7 protein-coding genes are annotated in these 17,125 nt (G+C 75.4%); 6 read left to right on the top strand and 1 reads right to left on the bottom strand.

Features of this window, described 5'->3' with window-relative positions:
• The first annotated feature begins 408 nt into the window (after positions 1 to 408).
• Genes AC07CM_RS17210 through AC07CM_RS17185 form a run of 6 tightly spaced genes read left to right on the top strand, consistent with a single transcriptional unit; the run spans position 409 to position 15,862 of the window.
• A complete protein-coding gene (locus AC07CM_RS17210) occupies positions 409 to 7,902 on the top strand; it encodes an SDR family NAD(P)-dependent oxidoreductase (protein ID WP_478877210.1) in 7,494 nt (2,497 codons plus the stop codon).
• Position 7,903: 1 nt separating this feature from the next.
• Positions 7,904 to 12,463, top strand: a complete 4,560-nt coding sequence (locus AC07CM_RS17205) for a beta-ketoacyl synthase N-terminal-like domain-containing protein (RefSeq protein ID WP_478877209.1) — start codon at positions 7,904 to 7,906, stop codon at positions 12,461 to 12,463.
• Positions 12,460 to 12,780: an acyl carrier protein gene (locus AC07CM_RS17200; protein WP_478877208.1), complete on the top strand. Its 321-nt coding sequence runs from the start codon at positions 12,460 to 12,462 to the stop codon at positions 12,778 to 12,780. The genes AC07CM_RS17205 and AC07CM_RS17200 overlap by 4 nt, the downstream gene beginning before the upstream one ends.
• A 3-nt stretch (positions 12,781 to 12,783) precedes the next feature.
• Complete coding sequence (locus AC07CM_RS17195; RefSeq protein ID WP_478877207.1) at positions 12,784 to 13,596, top strand: alpha/beta fold hydrolase; 813 nt, start codon at positions 12,784 to 12,786, stop codon at positions 13,594 to 13,596.
• On the top strand, positions 13,593 to 14,798 hold the full coding sequence (locus AC07CM_RS17190) for a glycosyltransferase (RefSeq protein ID WP_478877206.1): 1,206 nt from the start codon (positions 13,593 to 13,595) through the stop codon (positions 14,796 to 14,798). The genes AC07CM_RS17195 and AC07CM_RS17190 overlap by 4 nt, the downstream gene beginning before the upstream one ends.
• Complete coding sequence (locus tag AC07CM_RS17185; RefSeq protein WP_478877205.1) at positions 14,795 to 15,862, top strand: class I SAM-dependent methyltransferase; 1,068 nt, start codon at positions 14,795 to 14,797, stop codon at positions 15,860 to 15,862. Before AC07CM_RS17190 ends, AC07CM_RS17185 begins: the two co-directional genes overlap by 4 nt.
• A 75-nt stretch (positions 15,863 to 15,937) precedes the next feature.
• On the opposite strand, the gene AC07CM_RS17180 is transcribed toward AC07CM_RS17185, so the two are convergent.
• On the bottom strand, positions 15,938 to 16,990 hold the full coding sequence (locus AC07CM_RS17180) for a lysylphosphatidylglycerol synthase transmembrane domain-containing protein (RefSeq protein ID WP_478877204.1): 1,053 nt from the start codon (positions 16,988 to 16,990) through the stop codon (positions 15,938 to 15,940).
• Positions 16,991 to 17,125: the final 135 nt, after the last annotated feature.

Below are 17,125 nucleotides of genomic sequence, written 5' to 3'. Positions count from 1 at the left end.
CCCCCCGCCCGCCGCCCTCGGGCGGTCGTGCCACCGTCCGGTCGGCCGCGTGCCGGGATCGAGCCACCGGGCGGAAGTCATCGTGAATTTACAGAAGCCGCTGTCGTGTCCCGGCACGTTGCCACTGGATGAGTGCGCGGTGAATATGCCCGGCGCTTTGACGGCCTTGTGGGGGTGTGCCGAGAGGACGCGGACGGCCGCGGCGCCGTGCGACCGAAGGGGATTGCTCGGATTTCCGGCGTTTGTGGGGGAATTCTGCGCGCTGGCCGAATCGATGCCACCGCCCGCGAAACTGACGCGGCGTTATTGACCCGCGAGTAAGCGCCTCGCTAGGTTCCGGTGCCCTCGCACCAGAGTGTCCTGCCGCACACCCCCCACCGTGCTGTCTTGCCGACTCTTCGGAGCATCATGACCTCGCCCGTGCGCGCCCACGACCTGCTCCTGTGCCTCACCCCCTTCGGAGAACCCGACGCCGGGCTCGCCGCGGCCGCCTGCGGAGCCGGCGCGCTCGGCGTCCTCGACCTCGGCGACGGCGACCGAAGATCCCGCGAGGAACTCACCCGGCTGAGAAGAGCGGCGCCGGGACCCTACGGCGTGCGGGTGACCAGCCGATGCGCCCTGGGCCCCGGCGAACTGGACGACGGCCCCGACATCGTGGTCCTGGCCGCGGACGCGCCCTGGAACATCGCCGAAGTGGCCGCGCGTAACCGGGTGTTGACGGAGGTCATGGATCTGGCGCAGGCGCGGGAGGCGGTCCGCGCCGGGGCCCATGGGCTGATCGCCCGGGGTGCCGAGAGCGGCGGCCGGGTCGGTGGGCTGAGCACCTTCGTGCTGCTCCAACACCTGCTCTCGGACGCCGGGTTGGATGTCCCCGTGTGGGCCTGCGGAGGCATCGGGCCGCGTACCGCGGCGGCCGCCGTCGCCGGCGGGGCGGCCGGTGTCGTCCTCGACAGCCAACTGGCCCTGCTGGCCGAGTCGCGGCTGCCGGAGGCGGTGCGGGCCGCGCTGCGCTCCCTGGACGGCTCCGAGACGGTGGTCGTCGCCGGGCACCGGGTGCTGCGCAGGCGCGGCCCGGACACCCCGCCGTTACCGGCCGACGACGCCGACGCAGACGCGGTCGCGGCCCTGCTCGGCGCGCGGGACCCGCGCCGCCAGCTCCTGCCCGTGGGCGAGGACGGCTTCCTCGCCGCGCGGTTCGCCGAGCGGTGGGCAGACGTGCGGGGGACGGTGCGGGCACTCAGGACGGCGATCCAGGAGATCGCCGCCGCCCCGACGGGCCCCGGGGAACCGCACACCGGCGGGCCGGGAACACCGGCGGGCGGCGGTTTCGCGGAGCCGACCGGCACCGGGTCGGCGTCACCGATGGACGGTGGGTCCGTGGTGTCGGGCGGCGATGGGTCCGTGGTGTCGCGCGGCGGTGGGTCCGTGGTGTCGGGCGGCGATGGGTCCGTGGTGTCGCGCGGCGGTGGGTCCGTGGTGTCGGGCGGCGATGGTGGGGCGGGGCCCGGTGATGGCGGTCCGGTGGAGTCGGCGGACGGTGGGTCCGTGGTGCTGGACGGCGATGGTCGGGCGGGGTCCCGCGATGGCGGTCCGGTGGAGTCGGCGGACGGTGGGTCCGTGGTGCTGGACGGCGACGGGCGGGCGGGGTCCCGCGATGGCGGTCCGGTGGAGTCGGCGGACGGTGGGTCCGTGGTGTCGGGCGGCGATGGTCGGGTGGAGTCGGCGGACGGTGGGTCCGTGGTGCCGGGCGGCGACAGTGGGTCGCGCCAGGCGATTGGTGGGCCGTTCGAGGCGAATGGCGGGCCGGAGGAGTTGACCGGCGGGTCCGACGAGGCGAATTGCGGGCCGGTGCAGGTGATCGGCGGGTCCGACGAGGCCATCGGCGGGCCGGAGAAGTCGACCGGCGTGCCCGTGGAGGCGATCGGCGGGCCGGAGGAGTTGACCGGCGGGTCCGGCGAGGCGATCGGCGGTGGTCCCGCTCGTGCCCTTCGGCCCGGCTCGCCCATGAGTCGGGCACTCGGTACCCGGCTGCCGGTGGCCCAGGGGCCCATGACCCGGGTCAGTGACCAGGCCGCCTTCGCCGCCGCCGTAGCCGAGGACGGTGCGCTGCCCTTCCTGGCGCTCGCCCTCGCCGACGGCGAGCGGACCCGCGCGATGCTGACCGAGGCGCGTGCCGTGCTCGACGGGCGGCCCTGGGGCGTGGGCGTGCTCGGCTTCGCGCCCGAGGACATCAGGAACGCCCAGCTGGAAGCCGTACGGGAGCTGCGCCCCACGCACGCGATCATCGCCGGGGGCCGGCCCGCGCAGGCCGAGGCGCTGGAGCGGGCCGGGATCCGCACCTTCCTGCACGTGCCCTCGCCGGGGCTGCTGGGCCAGTTCCTGCGGGCCGGGGCGCGCAGGTTCGTGTTCGAGGGCTCCGAGTGCGGTGGACACGTCGGACCGCGTGCCTCCTTCCCGCTGTGGGAGGCCCAGCTCGCCGTGCTGGAGGACTTCCTCGCCGAGGCCGGCGCCGACGACGGGACCGCACGGCAGCTGGAGGTCTTCCTCGCGGGCGGGATCCACGACGAGCGGTCCGCCGCGATGGCGGCCGCCGTGGCCGCACCCCTCACCGAAAGGGGAGCCGCCGTCGGCGTCCTCATGGGCACCGCCTACCTGTTCACCGAGGAGGCAGTGGGGCTCGGCGCGATCCAGCCGCTCTTCCAGCGGCAGGTGCTGACCGCCACCACGACCGCCCTGCTGGAGACCGCGCCCGGCCACGCCACCCGCTGCGTGCCCAGCCCCTTCACCGCCGACTACCGGGACCACGAGGGCCGGCTGCGCGCGTCCGGCACATCCGACCGCGAGGTGTGGGAGGCGCTGGAGCGGCTCAACGTGGGACGGCTGCGCATCGCCAGCAAGGGCGTCGAACGTTCACCCAAGGGCGAGTTGACCGGCGTCGGCGAGGAACGACAGCTCAGCGACGGGATGTTCATGGCCGGCGAGGTCGCCGTGCTGCGCTCGGCCACGACCACCGTCGCCCGGCTGCACCACGCGGTCACCGACGGCGCCGCCGACCTGCTCACCGCCCGGACCGCCCGGCAGGCCGCCCGGCGCACCCCCGAACCGAAGCCCCCCGAGCCCCTCGACATCGCCGTGGTCGGCATGGCCTGCATGTTCCCGCAGGCCCCCGACCTCGCCACCTTCTGGGCCAACGTCGTCGCCGGACACGACGCCGTCACCGAGGTCCCGGCCGACCGCTGGGACCCCGCCGTGCACCACGCGGCCGGCAGCACGGCGTCCAAGTGGGGCGGCTTTCTGCCCCGTATCCCCTTCGACCCGCTGCGCTACGGCATTCCGCCGGCCTCCCTCGGCAGCGTCGAGCCGGTCCAGCTGCTGTCCCTGGAGGCCGCCCGCAGGGCCCTGGACGACGCCGGATACGGGGAGCGGGGGCGGGAGTTCGACCGTTCCCGCACCTCCGTCGTCTTCGGCGCCGAGGCGGGCAGCGACCTGTCCAACGCCGCCACCCTGCGCGCCGTCCTCCCGTCGTACTACGGCAAGGTCCCCGACGGTCTCGAGGACCAGCTGCCCCGGCTGACCGAGGACTCCTTCCCCGGCATGCTCGCCAACGTCATCTCCGGCCGCATCGCCAACCGGCTGGACCTCGGCGGCGCCAACTACACCGTCGACGCCGCCTGCGCCTCCTCCCTCGCCGCGCTCGACGTGGCCTGCAAGGAGCTCGTCTCCGGTGGCAGCGACGTCGTGCTGTGCGGCGGAGCCGACCTGCACAACGGCATCAACGACTTCGTCCTGTTCTCCTCTGTGCACGCCCTCTCGCCGAGCGGCCGGTCCCGCGCCTTCGACGGCTCCGCCGACGGCATCGCCCTCGGCGAGGGCGTGGCATGCGTGGTCCTCAAACGGCTCGCGGACGCCGAACGCGACGGCGACCGCGTGTACGGCGTGATCAAGGGCCTCGGCTCCGCGAGCGACGGCCGCTCCCTCGGCCTGACCGCGCCCCGCCCCGAAGGCCAGCGAACCGCGCTGCGGCGCGCCTACCGCAACGCCGGTGTCTCGCCCGCCCGGGTCGGCCTGGTCGAGGCGCACGGCACCGGCACGGTCGTCGGTGACCGCACCGAACTCACCGTGCTCGGCGAGGTGTTCACCGAGGCGGGCGCCGGAACCGGCAGCTGTGCGCTCGGCTCGGTCAAATCGCAGATCGGGCACACCAAGTGCGCCGCCGGACTGGCGGGCCTGATCAAGGCGACCCTTGCCCTGTACACCGGCGTCAAGCCGCCCACCCTGCACCTGGAGGGCCCGAACCCGGCCTGGTCGGAGGAGAACAGCCCGTTCGCCTTCCACACCCGCGCCCGGCCCTGGGCGGCCCCGGCGGCGGAACGCCTCGCCGGGGTCAGCGCGTTCGGCTTCGGCGGGACCAACTTCCATGCCGTGATCGGAGCCCACAGGGGTGCCGTGGCGCCGCGACAGACCCTGGACGCCTGGCCCGCGGAGCTGTTCCTGTTCCGGGGGAAGGACACGGCGGCCGCGCACCGGGTCGTGGAAGAGATCCTGCGGGCCGCCGAGTCCGACGGCCGCCCCTGGCGCCTGCGCGACCTCGCGCTCGCCGCGGCCCGTCGCGCGGACACCTCCCACGAGCCCGTGCGGGCGGCGGTCGTGGCCCGCGACGTGGACGACCTGACCGGGCGGCTGAGACGCCTCCTCGCCGGCGAGCAGGACCCGACGGCCGGAATCCGCACTGCAGAACCCGTCGCCGGTGACGCCAAGGTCGCCTTCCTCTTCCCCGGCCAGGGCAGCCAGCGGCCCGGCATGCTCGCCGACCTGCTGGTCGCCCTGCCCGAGCTGCGGCACTACCTGCACCTCGGCCGCGCTCACGCCGACACCCTGTACCCACCCGCCGCGTTCGACGAGGCCGCCCGCGAACGCCGACGGGCCGCCCTCACCGACACCCGGGCCGCACAGCCCGCCCTCGGCATCACGGGGCTCGCCGCCCACGCCTTCCTCACCGCGTCGGGCATCACCCCGGACCTCGCGGCCGGACACAGCTACGGCGAACTGGTCGCCCTGAGCGCGGCCGGGGCCCTCGACCCCGAGACCCTGCTGGAGCTGAGCGGCGAGCGGGCGGGCGCGATCCTGGCGGCGGCCGGTGACGAGCCCGGCACCATGGCCGCCGTCGGAGCCGGCGCCGAGGAGGTCGTGCGCGCCCTGAGCGCCGCCGGGGCGCCCGAGTCGGTCGTCGTCGCCAATCGCAACTCGCCCGAGCAGACCGTGATCTCGGGCCCCACGGCCGAAGTCGACGCCGCCGTACGGCTGTTGCGCGAGGCCGGACTGACGGCCCGCCGCATCCCGGTCGCCTGTGCCTTCCACAGCCCGGTGGTGGCCGCCGCCGGGGAGCGGTTCGCCAAGGTCCTCGCGGACAAGACGGTACGGACCCCCGAGTTCCCCGTCTGGGCCAACCGCACCGCCGCCCCGTACCCGCCCGACCCCGACGCCGTACGCGCCGAACTCGCCGCCCAGATCGGCGCGCCGGTCGCCTTCGCCGCACAGATCGAGGCGATGTACGAGGCGGGGGCGCGGATCTTCGTGGAGGCCGGCCCCGGCACGGTCCTGACCCGGCTCGTCGGCCGGATCCTCGGCGACCGCCCGCATCGCACCGTCGCCTGCGAGCCCCACGCCGACAGCGGCCTGCCCGGTTGGCTCGACGCCCTCGGCCAACTGGCCGTGGCCGGGCTGCCGGTGCGCACCGCCTGGCTCCTCGGGGGCCGCGACGCCGTCGACGCGCTGCGCACACCGGAGCCGCGACGGCCTGGCTGGACGGTCGACGGACACCTCGTCCGCACCGCCGCCGGAGCACTCCTCCCCGGTGCCCTCGCACCGGCCCGACGAGTCGAGGAGACGACTGTGACGACGAACCCGCAGGACGGAGCCCCGGCCGACCGGGACGCGCTGATCTCCGAATTCCTGCGCACCAGCCGGGAGATGATCGCGGCCCAGCGGGACGTGCTGCTCACCTACTTCGGCGCGGCACCCGGGACGGTCCCGGCGGTGCCCGCCGCACCCGCGCCGGCGCCTCGGGTCGAGCTCCCCGAACTCCCGGCCGCCGAACCACAGTCGCCCGGGGCCCCCGAGCCCGAGCGGGACGTCGACCGTGTGGTCCTGGAGATCATCAGCGAGCGCACCGGCTATCCCGTCGACATGATCGAGCCGGATCTCGACCTCGAGGCGGATCTGAGCATCGACTCGATCAAGCGGGCCGAGATAGCGGGCGAACTCGCCCGGCGCCTCGGCATCGCGGGCGGTGCCGAGCTGCTGGCCGACGCGGAGCTGGAGGACCTGGCCAAGGCGCGTACGGCGGCGGCGGTGACGGCGTGGCTGAGGGCGCGGCTCGACGGCGACGAGGCGGCCGGTGAGGCGCCCTCAAGCGATCGGACGCCCCTCGGCGAGGCGCCGAAGCGCTGCGAGCTGCGCCCGGTGACCCTGCCGCCCCCCTCGGCCGACCCCGTCGCCGCTCTTTCCGGCAACCGGTTCGTCCTCCTCGGCGACGGCGGGGGAGCGGCGGCCGAGGTCGCCGCACGGCTGCGTGCGCACGGCGCCGACACGGTCACCGTCGACCATGCCCATCTCCTCGGCGAGGCCGACGGCAGGGTCGACGGCGTCCTGTACCTGGGCGCGCTCCCGGGGCCGGAGCTGCCGGTGCTGCCCGAGGCCTTCCCCGTGCTCCAGGCGGCCCTGGCGCGCGCCCCGCGGACGCTGCTGGCCGTCCAGCCGGCCGACGGCGAGCGGGCGACCCGGTCGGCCGGTCTCCACGGCCTCTTCCGCACCGTCGCCCGTGAGTACCCGGACCTGCTCGCCCGGATCGTGACCGTCCCCGACACCGATCCCGAGGCCGTCTCCGACGCCCTGCTCGCCGAGTTGATCGCCCCGGCACCGGCCCCCGTCGTGCTGCGCACCGCCAACGGCCGGCGGCACGGGCCGGAGCTGGTCCCCGCGCCGCTCGGACCGCTCGGCAGCACCGGCGCGGGACCCGCCGGTGACGGCGCCGCCGAGGCCGCCGCCCTCGGGCTCGACCGGGACTCCGTGGTGCTGCTGGTCGGAGGCGCCCGGGGCATCACGGCGAGATTCGCCACCGCGCTGGCCGCCGCGAGCCGGTGCCGCGTCGAACTGCTCGGCCGCACCCCCGCCGCCACCGCGCCCGAACCCCCCGGGATCGCGACCGCCCGCACCGCCGTCGAGCTGCGCGCGGCCCTCGCCGAAAACGGCTCGGCGAAGCCGTCGGAGATCAACCGCGCCGCCGAACTGGTGCTGGCACAGCGGGAGATCACCACCACGCTCGCCGAACTCGCCGCCCTCGGCAGCGAGGCCCGCTACCGCTCGGTGGACTTCCGCGAGCGGGACGCCGCACTGCAGGCGGTCAAGGAGATCCACGCGGAACACGGACGCCTCGACGGGGTCGTCTTCGCCGCCGGAGTGATCGAGGACCGGCTCATCGCCGAGAAGAGCGCCGAGTCCTTCCGGCGTGTGTACGGCACGAAGACCGCCGGGGCCGCCGCCCTGCTCACCGCGCTGGAGGACCTGCCCGACGGACCGGGGTTCACGGTGCTGTTCGGCAGCATCGCCGCCGTGCTCGGCAACCGCGGCCAGGCCGACTACGCCGCCGCCAACGACGCCCTGGAGCGCCTCGGCGCCGACTGGGCCGAGCGGACCGGCCACCGGACGCTCACCGTGCACTGGGGACCCTGGGCACCGGCCGGCCCGCACAGCGGCATGGTCGGCGAGGAACTCGGCCGGGAGTACGCCCGCCGCGGAGTGAAGCTGATCGACCCGGACGAGGGCACCGCGGCCCTGCTCCGGGAACTGGCCTGGGGCGACCCCTCGGCCCGCGCCGTCGTCTACACCGCCTCGGGCTGGTGAGATGACGGAACATCAGACTCCTGTCGCCGTGGTGGGGATGGCGGTGCTGCTGCCCGGTGCGGCGGACCTCGACGCCTACTGGCGCAACCTGCGCGACGGCGTCGACGCGATCCGCGAGGTCCCCGAGGGCCGGTGGGACGCCGACTACTACCACCCCGGCCCGGCGGCGGGGACCGCCGTCCCCGATCGGATCCACTGCCGGCGCGGCGGGTTCGTGGACGGCCTTGCCGAGGTGGAGGTGACCCGGTACGGCATCATGCCCGCCTCGGTGCAGGGCACCGAACCCGACCAGCTGATCGCCCTCGACGTGGCCGCCGCCGCGCTCGCCGACGCGGGCGGCGAGGACCGGCTGCCCGAGCGGCACCGGATCGGTGTGGCACTGGGCCGGGGCGGCTACCTCACCCCCGGCCTGGTCCGGCTCGACCAGCGGGTGCGCACCGCCGGACAACTCGTGCGCACGCTGGGCGAGTTACTGCCCGAACTGTCCTCCACCCAGCTGGACCGGGTACGGGCGGCGTTCACCGAACGGCTCGGCCCGGACAGCCCCGAGTCCGCGATCGGCCTGGTCCCCAACCTCGCCGCCTCCCGCATCGCCAACCGGCTCGACCTGCGGGGTCCGGCCTACACCGTGGACGCGGCCTGCGCCTCCTCCCTGGTCGCCGTCGACCAGGCGGTCACCGAACTCGCCAACGGCCGCTGCGACATGATGCTGGCCGGGGGAGTCCACCACTGCCACGACATCACCTTGTGGAGCGTCTTCTCGCAGCTCCGCGCCCTCTCCCCGACCCAGCGCATCCGCCCCTTCCACCGCGAGGCCGACGGCATCCTCATCGGCGAGGGCACCGGCGTCGTCGTACTCAAACGGCTCGCGGACGCCGAACGCGACGGCGACCGGGTGTACGCGGTGATCCGCGGCACCGGCGTGGCCAGCGACGGCCGTACCGCGGGCCTGGTCACCCCCGACCCCGGCGGTCAGGCGCGTGCCGTGCGCCAGGCCTGGCGGGCCGCCGGGCTCGACCCCGCCGCACCGCGCTCGCTCGGCCTGCTGGAGGCGCACGGCACCGCCACCCCGGCCGGTGACGCCGCCGAACTCGCCACACTCGCCGAGGTGTTCGGGCCCGGCCCGGCTCAGGGCGACGAGCGGCCGGTACTCGGCTCGGTGAAGTCGATGATCGGCCACACCATGCCGGCCGCGGGCGTGGCGGGCCTGGTCAAGGCCGCCCTGGCCCTGCACCACGGCACCTTGCTGCCCACCCTGCACTGCGACGACCCCCATCCCGCCCTCGCGGCCACGCGCTTTCGCACCCTGTCCCGGTCGCACCCCTGGGAGACCGGCCCGGAGCAACCGGTGCGGCGGGCCGCCGTGAACGCCTTCGGGTTCGGCGGGATCAACGCCCACGTGGTGCTGGAGGAGGCGCCGGGCACACGACCGGGCGCGCGACGGGCCCGGACCCTGATCGCCGAGCCCGAACGCGTCCTGCTGCTCGCCGCCGACGGCACCGACGGCCTCGCCGCCCTCCTCGACGCCGGTGACCCCGACGTCCTCGCCGGCGGCCTCGACCCCGCTCGGCCGCACCCCGACGCCGGCCCGGTGCGCCTCGGCGTCGTGGACCCCAACGCCAAGCGGCTGGCCCTGGCCCGCCGCGCCGTCGGCAGGGGCCGCGCCTGGCAGGGCCGCAACGACGTCTGGTTCCGGCCCGCCCCGCTGCTCGGCCCCGGCGGCGGGCTGGCTTTCGTCTTCCCCGGCCTGGAGGGCGACTTCGCGCCCCGCACCGACGACATCGCCGCCCACTTCGGCCTGCCCCCGCTCGCCGGCGCGGACGTACGGCCCGGTGACGTCGGACGGCACGGCTTCGGGGTGGTCGGCGTGGGCCGGCTGCTCGACGCGGCGCTGCGTCGCATGGGGCTCGTGCCGGACGCGGTCGCCGGGCACAGCGTCGGCGAGTGGACGGCCATGGCGGTGGCGGGACTGTACTCGGACGACCAGGTCGACGCCTTCATGGCCGAGTTCGACCCGGACTCGGTGACCGTGCCGGGCCTCGCCTTCGCCGCGCTCGGAGCCTCGGCCGGCCGGGTGCGCGCCGCCCTCGCCGAGGCGTGGGCCGGCTCCGGGATCGTGCTGTCCCACGACAACGCGCCGCACCAGTCGATGGTCTGCGGGCCGGAGGCGGCGGTCCAGAAGTTCGCACGGTCCTTCCGCGCCCAGGGTGTCCTGTGCCAGGTGCTGCCGTTCCGCTCCGGCTTCCACACGCCGATGCTCGAGCCGTACCTCGCGCCCATCAAGGAGGCCGCCGACCGCTTCCGGCTCCATCCGCCGGCCGTGCCGGTGTGGTCCGGGACGACCGCGGCGCCCTTCCCGCGGGACGAGACGGCGGTGCGCGAACTGTTCGTACGGCACCTGCTGGAGCCCGTGCGCTTCCGTGAGCTGATCGAGGCGCTGTACGCGACGGGTCACCGCACCTTCGTGCAGGCCGGCCCCGGACAGCTGGCCTCCCTCGTCGACGACACCCTCGGCGACCGCGACCACCTGGCCGTCGCCGCCAACTCCCCGCACCGCCCGGGCATGGCCCAGCTGCGCCGGGTGGCGACGGCGCTGTGGACGGCCGGGGCGCGCGTGGCACCGGCGGTTCCCCGGGCCGACGCGCGCGCGGCCGCACCCCGGCGCCCGCCCGTCCGCCTCGACCTCGACGGCGCCCTGGTGTCCCTGGCCGGGCCCGCCCTCGAGGCGCTGCGGTCGGAGCTGCGGCCGAACCGGCCGTCGGCGCGCCCGTCGCAGCCGGCCCGGCCCGGCACCTCCCCGCTCGACGACCTGGCCACGCGCTTCCCGGCCGCCGCCGAGCTGACCGCCCTGCTGCGGGACACCGCGGACACGGCGGCGGAGCTGATCGCCGCGGGCGGCCGCCGAGCCGACGGGGCGACGGCGACGGGCAGGACCACCGCCCGGGTCCCCGCACCCACCGTCACCGCCCCGGCTACCGGCCCCACGACCGTCAGCGTCTCCGCTCACACCATGCCCCACCTCCTGGACCACTGCTTCTTCCCGCAGCGCCCCGGCTGGCCGGACGTGGAGGACCGCTGGCCGGTCGTCCCCGCCACCACGATCGTCCGGCACATGATGGACGCGGCCGAGGACGCGGCACCCGGGATGCGCGCGGTCGCCGTGCACGGAGCGCGGTTCGACCGGTGGCTCACCGCGACACCCCCCGTCGACGTGCCCGTCACGGTCATCCCCGAGCCCGGGCACGCGGACCGCGTCGCCGTCACCTTCGGCCCCACGGCCCGCGCCGTGGTCGAACTCGCCCCGCACCACCCCGCACCGCCCCCGCCGAGCCCACGCCCGGACACCCTCGAACGCGCCCCCGAGCACACCGCCGCCCAGCTCTACCGTGACCGCTGGATGTTCCACGGCCCCGCGTTCCAGGGCCTCACCGAGCTGACCGCGATCGGCGACCGGCACATCCGCGGAGTGATCACCGCACCCGCGGCACCCGGCGCGCTCCTGGACAACGTCGGCCAGCTCCTCGGCTACTGGATCATGGCGACCCGCACCGAACGGACCGTGGTGTTCCCCGTGCAGATGCGGCACATGCGGTTCCACGGACCCCACCCGGCACCCGGCACGAGGGTCACCTGTCTGCTGCGCGTCACCTCGCTCACCGACACCGTCCTGGAGGCCGACGCGGAGCTGATCGTCGACGGCCGGGTGTGGGCCGTGCTCACCGGCTGGCAGGACCGCCGCTTCGACAACGACCCGCACACCCGGCCCGTCGAACGCTTCCCGGAGCGCCACACCCTCTCCGAGGCCCGGCCCGGCGGCTGGGCGCTCGTGCACGAGCGGTGGCCGGACCTCGCCTCACGGGAGCTGATCATGCGCAACTCGCTGGGCCGAGCGGAGCGCGCCGAGTACGCCGAACGTCCGCCGCGCGGCCGCAGACAGTGGCTGCTGGGCCGTATCGCGGTCAAGGACGCCGTACGGCTGTGGCTGTGGCAGCACGGCGAAGGCCCCGTCTTCCCGGCGGAGATCCGGGTCCACAACGACGAACTCGGCCGCCCCCGCGTCACCGGCGTGCACGGCCGCACGCTCCCCCCGCTGGACGTCTCGCTCGCCCACCGGGCCGAGGCAGGCGTGGCGATCGTACGGCCGCACACCCCCCACCCCGGGCCGGGCATCGACGTCGAAGAGGTCGCCCCGCGCGACCCCGCGACCCTCGCCACCGCGCTCGGCCGGGACGAACTCCGGCTGCTGCACGCCCGATCCGCGGACGAACCCGGCTCCGAGGCCCTGTGGTTCACGCGCTTCTGGGCCGCCAAGGAGGCCGTGGCCAAGGCCGAGGGCGTCGGATTCGGCGGTCGCCCCAGGGACTTCAGGGTGCTGGAGGCCGCCCCGGACGGCACCCGACTGGTGGTCTCCGGCCGCCTGGAGCGCGCCTACCCCGTGCACTGCGCGCACGCGGTCAATCCGCCCGCTCTACCCCCACGCGCCTACGTCGTGGCCTGGACGACGGGGCCCGCGGCGCACGACGGACGAGACGACGAAGCAGCCGAGGAGTACCCCCGATGAACCCCACCCCACCGCTGCCCGCGCAGCCCACCACCGACACGGTGCTCGCCGACATCACCGGCATGCTCCGCACCGTCCTCGCCGAGTACGGCGAGGACGACATGGTGATCGGGCTGTCCACCACCTTCAACCGCGACCTGGAACTGGAGAGCATCGACCTGGTCACCCTCGCGGGGCTGCTGGAGGAGCGGTACGGGCGGCGGGTCAACCTCGCCGAGTTCCTCGCCGGCATGGACTTCGACGAGATCATCGAGCTGACCGTGGGCCGGCTCGTCGAGTACGTGGTGTGGAGCCTGCGGACCACGGAGGCGGGCTGAGCCATGGCGATGATCGACGCCGGCGGAATCCGGCTGCACGTCCAGCGGACGGGCCCCCCGGACGGCCGCACCCCGCACGCCACGGTCGTCCTCGTGCACGGGCTGCTCACCGACAGCCTGGCCAGCTACTACTTCACCGTCGCCCCCGCCTTCGCGGCGGCCGGCCTCGACGTCGTCATGTACGACCTGCGCGGGCACGGCCGCAGCGAACGCCCGCCGGACGGCTACACCCTCGACCACAACATCGACGACCTGGAGGCACTCCTCGACCGGCTGGACATCACCGGGCCCGTGCACCTCGTCGGCAACTCCTACGGCGGCACCATCGCCTTCGGCCACACGGCCCGCCACCCCGCACGCACCGCCAGCCTCACCCTGATCGAGTCCGAACCGGCGACCGCCGCCTGGGCGGCGAAAATGGGCGGCATCCTGCGCCGCGTGGTGACCCAACTCGCCCACAACGAGGCCGACGCCATCGCCTGGATCACCGCCCACCGCGGCCACAACACCGCCCGGCTGGCCAAGGGCGCGGCCCGGCTCGCCCGGGAGACCACCCTCGGCCGGGACATCCCCGCCAGCCGGGTGCTGAACGAAGAGCAGATCAGGGCCGTGCGCTGCCCGGTCCTCGGCGTGTACGGCGGCGACTCGGACCTGGTGGAACTGGTGCCCCTGAAAGAGGCGCTGCTCGCGGACTTCCGGCCGGTCGTGCTGCCGGGGCACGAGCACTCGGTGCTGGTCGAGGCGGCCGGAACCGTCGGCGGGCACATCTCGGACCTGATCCGCTCCGTCAGCGGCGCCGGGGCGGGGGCCCGGTGAGCGGGTTCCTGTTCGTCGTCCCGCCCCTGGTCGGGCACATCAACCCGGCCGTCGGTGTCGCCGCCCGGCTCGCCGCGAACGGACACCGGGTGGCGTGGGCGTGCGCCGACCCGGCGCTGGTGCGCCGGCTCGCGGGCGAGAACGCCGAGGTGTTCGGGTGCGCGGGCCCGGTGCCGGGCGCCGAGGGTGCCGTACGGCCGCCCGATCTGCGGGGCGCGGAGGCGCTGAAGTTCCTGTGGGAGTGGTACCTGGTGCCGCTCGCCGACGCGATGGCCCCGGGCGTCCGCGCGGCCGCCGAGGACTTCCGCCCCGACGTGCTGGTCGCCGACCAGCAGGCCCTCGCGGGCGCCCTGGTGGCCGAACGCCTCGGCCTGCCCTGGGCGACCTCGGCCACCACCTCGGCCGAGTTCACCGGCGCCTACGACGGGCTGCCCAGGGTCGCCGAGTGGCTGCGGCAGCGCCTGACCGGGCTGCGCGCCCGGATCGGCGACCCGGCCGGCACCGCCGACCCGCGCTACTCACCCCACCTGCTGCTCGTCTTCAGTACACCCGAACTCATCGGCCCTCAGGCGCCGTTGGGGCAGCGCATCCACTACGTCGGCCCGTCCCTCGCCGACCGCCCGGCCGGGCCCGGCTTCCCCTGGGACCGGCTGGACCCCGGCCGGGCGAAGGTGCTGGTCACCCTGGGCACCGCCAACGCCGACGCCGGCGGCCGCTTCCTCTCCGAGTGCGTCACCGCGCTGCGCGAACGCGCCGACCGGGTGCAGGCGGTGCTCGTGGATCCGGGCGGCACGCTGCCCGCGGACGGCACCGACAAGGACGTACTGATCCTGTCGTCCGTGCCCCAACTCCCATTGCTGGAACGGATGGACGCGGTGGTGTGCCATGCCGGGCACAACACGGTGTGCGAGGCGCTCTGGCACGGTGTGCCGCTCGTCGTGGCGCCCATCCGCGACGACCAGCCCGTGGTGGCCGCACAGGTCGTGGACGCGGGCGCCGGGGTCCGGGTCCGCTTCGGCCGGGTCACCGCCACCCGGCTGGGCGCGGCCCTCGACACCGTCCTGCACGACCGCGCCCACCGGGCGGCCGCCGCCCGCGTCCGCACCGCGTTCCGCGCGGCGGGCGGCGCCCGCGCGGCCGCCGCTCACCTCGAACGACTGGCGGCGAACAGCAGTACACGACGGGCCGAGGAGAGCCGATGAGCGAAACCGGCAAGAAGAGCGAGCGGACAGCCGCCCTGCGCCCCGCCTACCAGGCCGACCTGTCCGACGGTACGGACCGCTTCTTCGCGCCCAGACGCACCACCTGCCCCTGGTGCGCCTCCGGCCGGCTGACCACCCGCCTGCGCACCACCGACCTGCTCCAGCACAAGCCCGGCCACTTCAGCCTCGACCGCTGCGCGGACTGCGGCCACACCTTCCAGAACCCCCGACTGACCGACGAGGGACTGGAGTTCTACTACCGCGACTTCTACGACGGCCTCGGCGAACAGCGGATGAGCGGCACCTTCGGCGGCCGCACCGCGATGTACCGGGACCGCGCGCGTGCGATGGCACCGCACGACCCCACCCCGAAGAACTGGCTGGACGTGGGCACGGGCCACGGCCACTTCTGCGAGGCCGCGCGCACGGTCCTGCCCGGCACCGCCTTCGACGGGCTGGACTTCACCGACGGCGTCGAACTGGCCGCCAGGGAAGGCCGGGTGGAGCACGCCCACCGCGGCGCCTTCCCCGATCTCGCGCCCGACCTGGCCGCCCGCTACGACGTGGTGAGCATGTTCCACTACCTGGAGCACAGCACCGACCCGGACCGCGAACTCCGCGCCGCCCACGAGGTCGTACGTCCCGGCGGCCACCTGCTCATCGAGGTCCCGGACCCGCAGAGCCGTTACGCCCGCCTGCTCGGCCGCTGGTGGCTGCCCTGGCTGCAGCCGCAGCACCTGCACTTCATCCCGGTCGCCAACCTGCGGCAGCGGCTGACCGGACTCGGTTTCACGGTGGTCGCCGAGCAGCACGCCGAGCCGCACGACCCGGTCGACCTCCTCGCCGCCGTCTGGCTGGCCCTCGACCACACCGCCCCGCGCGAGGACGCACCCTGGCTGCCCGAGCCGCCCGGCGCCCTGCGGCGCTCCCTGCGCACCGCGGTCCTGCTCGCGGGCGTGCCCGCCCTGCTCACGGCCACCCTGCTGGACCGGATCGCGGTACGACCGCTGTCCCACCGCCTCGGCCTGTCCAACGCCTACCGTCTCGTCGCCCGGCGCGACTGACCGGCGCGCACCGCATCACGGCGCGCACCGCATCACGGCGCGCACCGCATCACGGCGCTCACAGCTCCACAGCGTTCACAGCGCCCCGGCGCGGATCAGTGCCGACAGCACCACGGCACCCGGCAGCAGCGGCAGCCAGTCGGTCAGCACCCGGTAGCCGATCACCGTGGCGGTGGCGACCGCCGGCGTCGCGCCGAACGCGACCAGCGTCCACACCAGCGCCGCGTCCACCGCGAGACCGCCGGGCGCCGGTACGGCCCCGACCGCGGTACCCGCCGCCAGATAGGCGAGGACCACGTGGTGCCAGGGCAGGCCCAGGCCCAGCGAGGCCCCCACACAGACGAGCGCGCCCGCCTGCACGAGGGGCATCGCGGCCGCCCCGCCCCACAGCGCCAGCACCCGGCAGGGCCGGCCGTGCACCACCCGCGCGTCGGCGAGGGCCGAGCGGACCAGCCTCGTCACCGGGCGCCGCAAGGACCGTACGACCGTGAGAAGCACCCCCGCCACCGCGAGCGCGCCGACCGCGACGGCGACGGCGGGCACCAGCACCCGCCCGTCCGGGAGCAGGTCGCCGAGCCTCCGCCGGGCAGGCGAGGACACCAGGAACACCAGCAGCACCAGCGTCTTCGCGCTGGACTTGGCCAGGGAGTACAGGCCGATCGAGGCGGTCGCCCGGTCCAGCGGTACGCCCCGGGTGCGCAGGAAGCGCACCGTGACGGCGTGCGCGCCGAGGCCACCCGGCAGCGCGTGGTTCGCGGCACCCGCCGCGAACTGTGAGGCGAGCAGCGGCCCCGGGGGAAGCCGGTCCGGCAGCGCGCCCTGCCGGACGCAGGAGGCCGCCACCCAGGTGAGACAGGTGAACCCGGCCCCGGCCAGCAGCCACCAGGGGTCGGCGGCGACCAGCCGCGCGGCACCCTCGTACGCCACGGGCCGGTTGGCCAGGGCCCAGCCGGCGGCGAGCAGCAGGGGAGACAGGCACAGGGCGAGCCGGACTGGCCGGGCCGCCATGAAGGGGCCACGGCGCGCGGGAGTCTCGGACCGGGCACAGTCGGGCACGGCGGGCACGACGGGTGGGGAGGGAGGGGAGAGCGGGGACAGTGAGGACACGGGGACGTCGTCCTTCCGCATCGGGCCCCGGCAGGGGGCCTGGGGGAGGCGGACCGGCGAAACCTCGGGGAGCCTTCCCCTCCCGCATGACACCGGGATGTCCGAAAACCGAAGGAGCGAGGGCGGGACGGTGCCGCGGCGCGTGCGCGGGAGCCG

Source organism: Streptomyces sp. NPDC044061 (genome assembly GCF_056434305.1).
The sequence above is the reverse complement of the archived record's forward strand: the minus strand, read 5'-3'. Positions and strand labels throughout refer to the sequence as shown.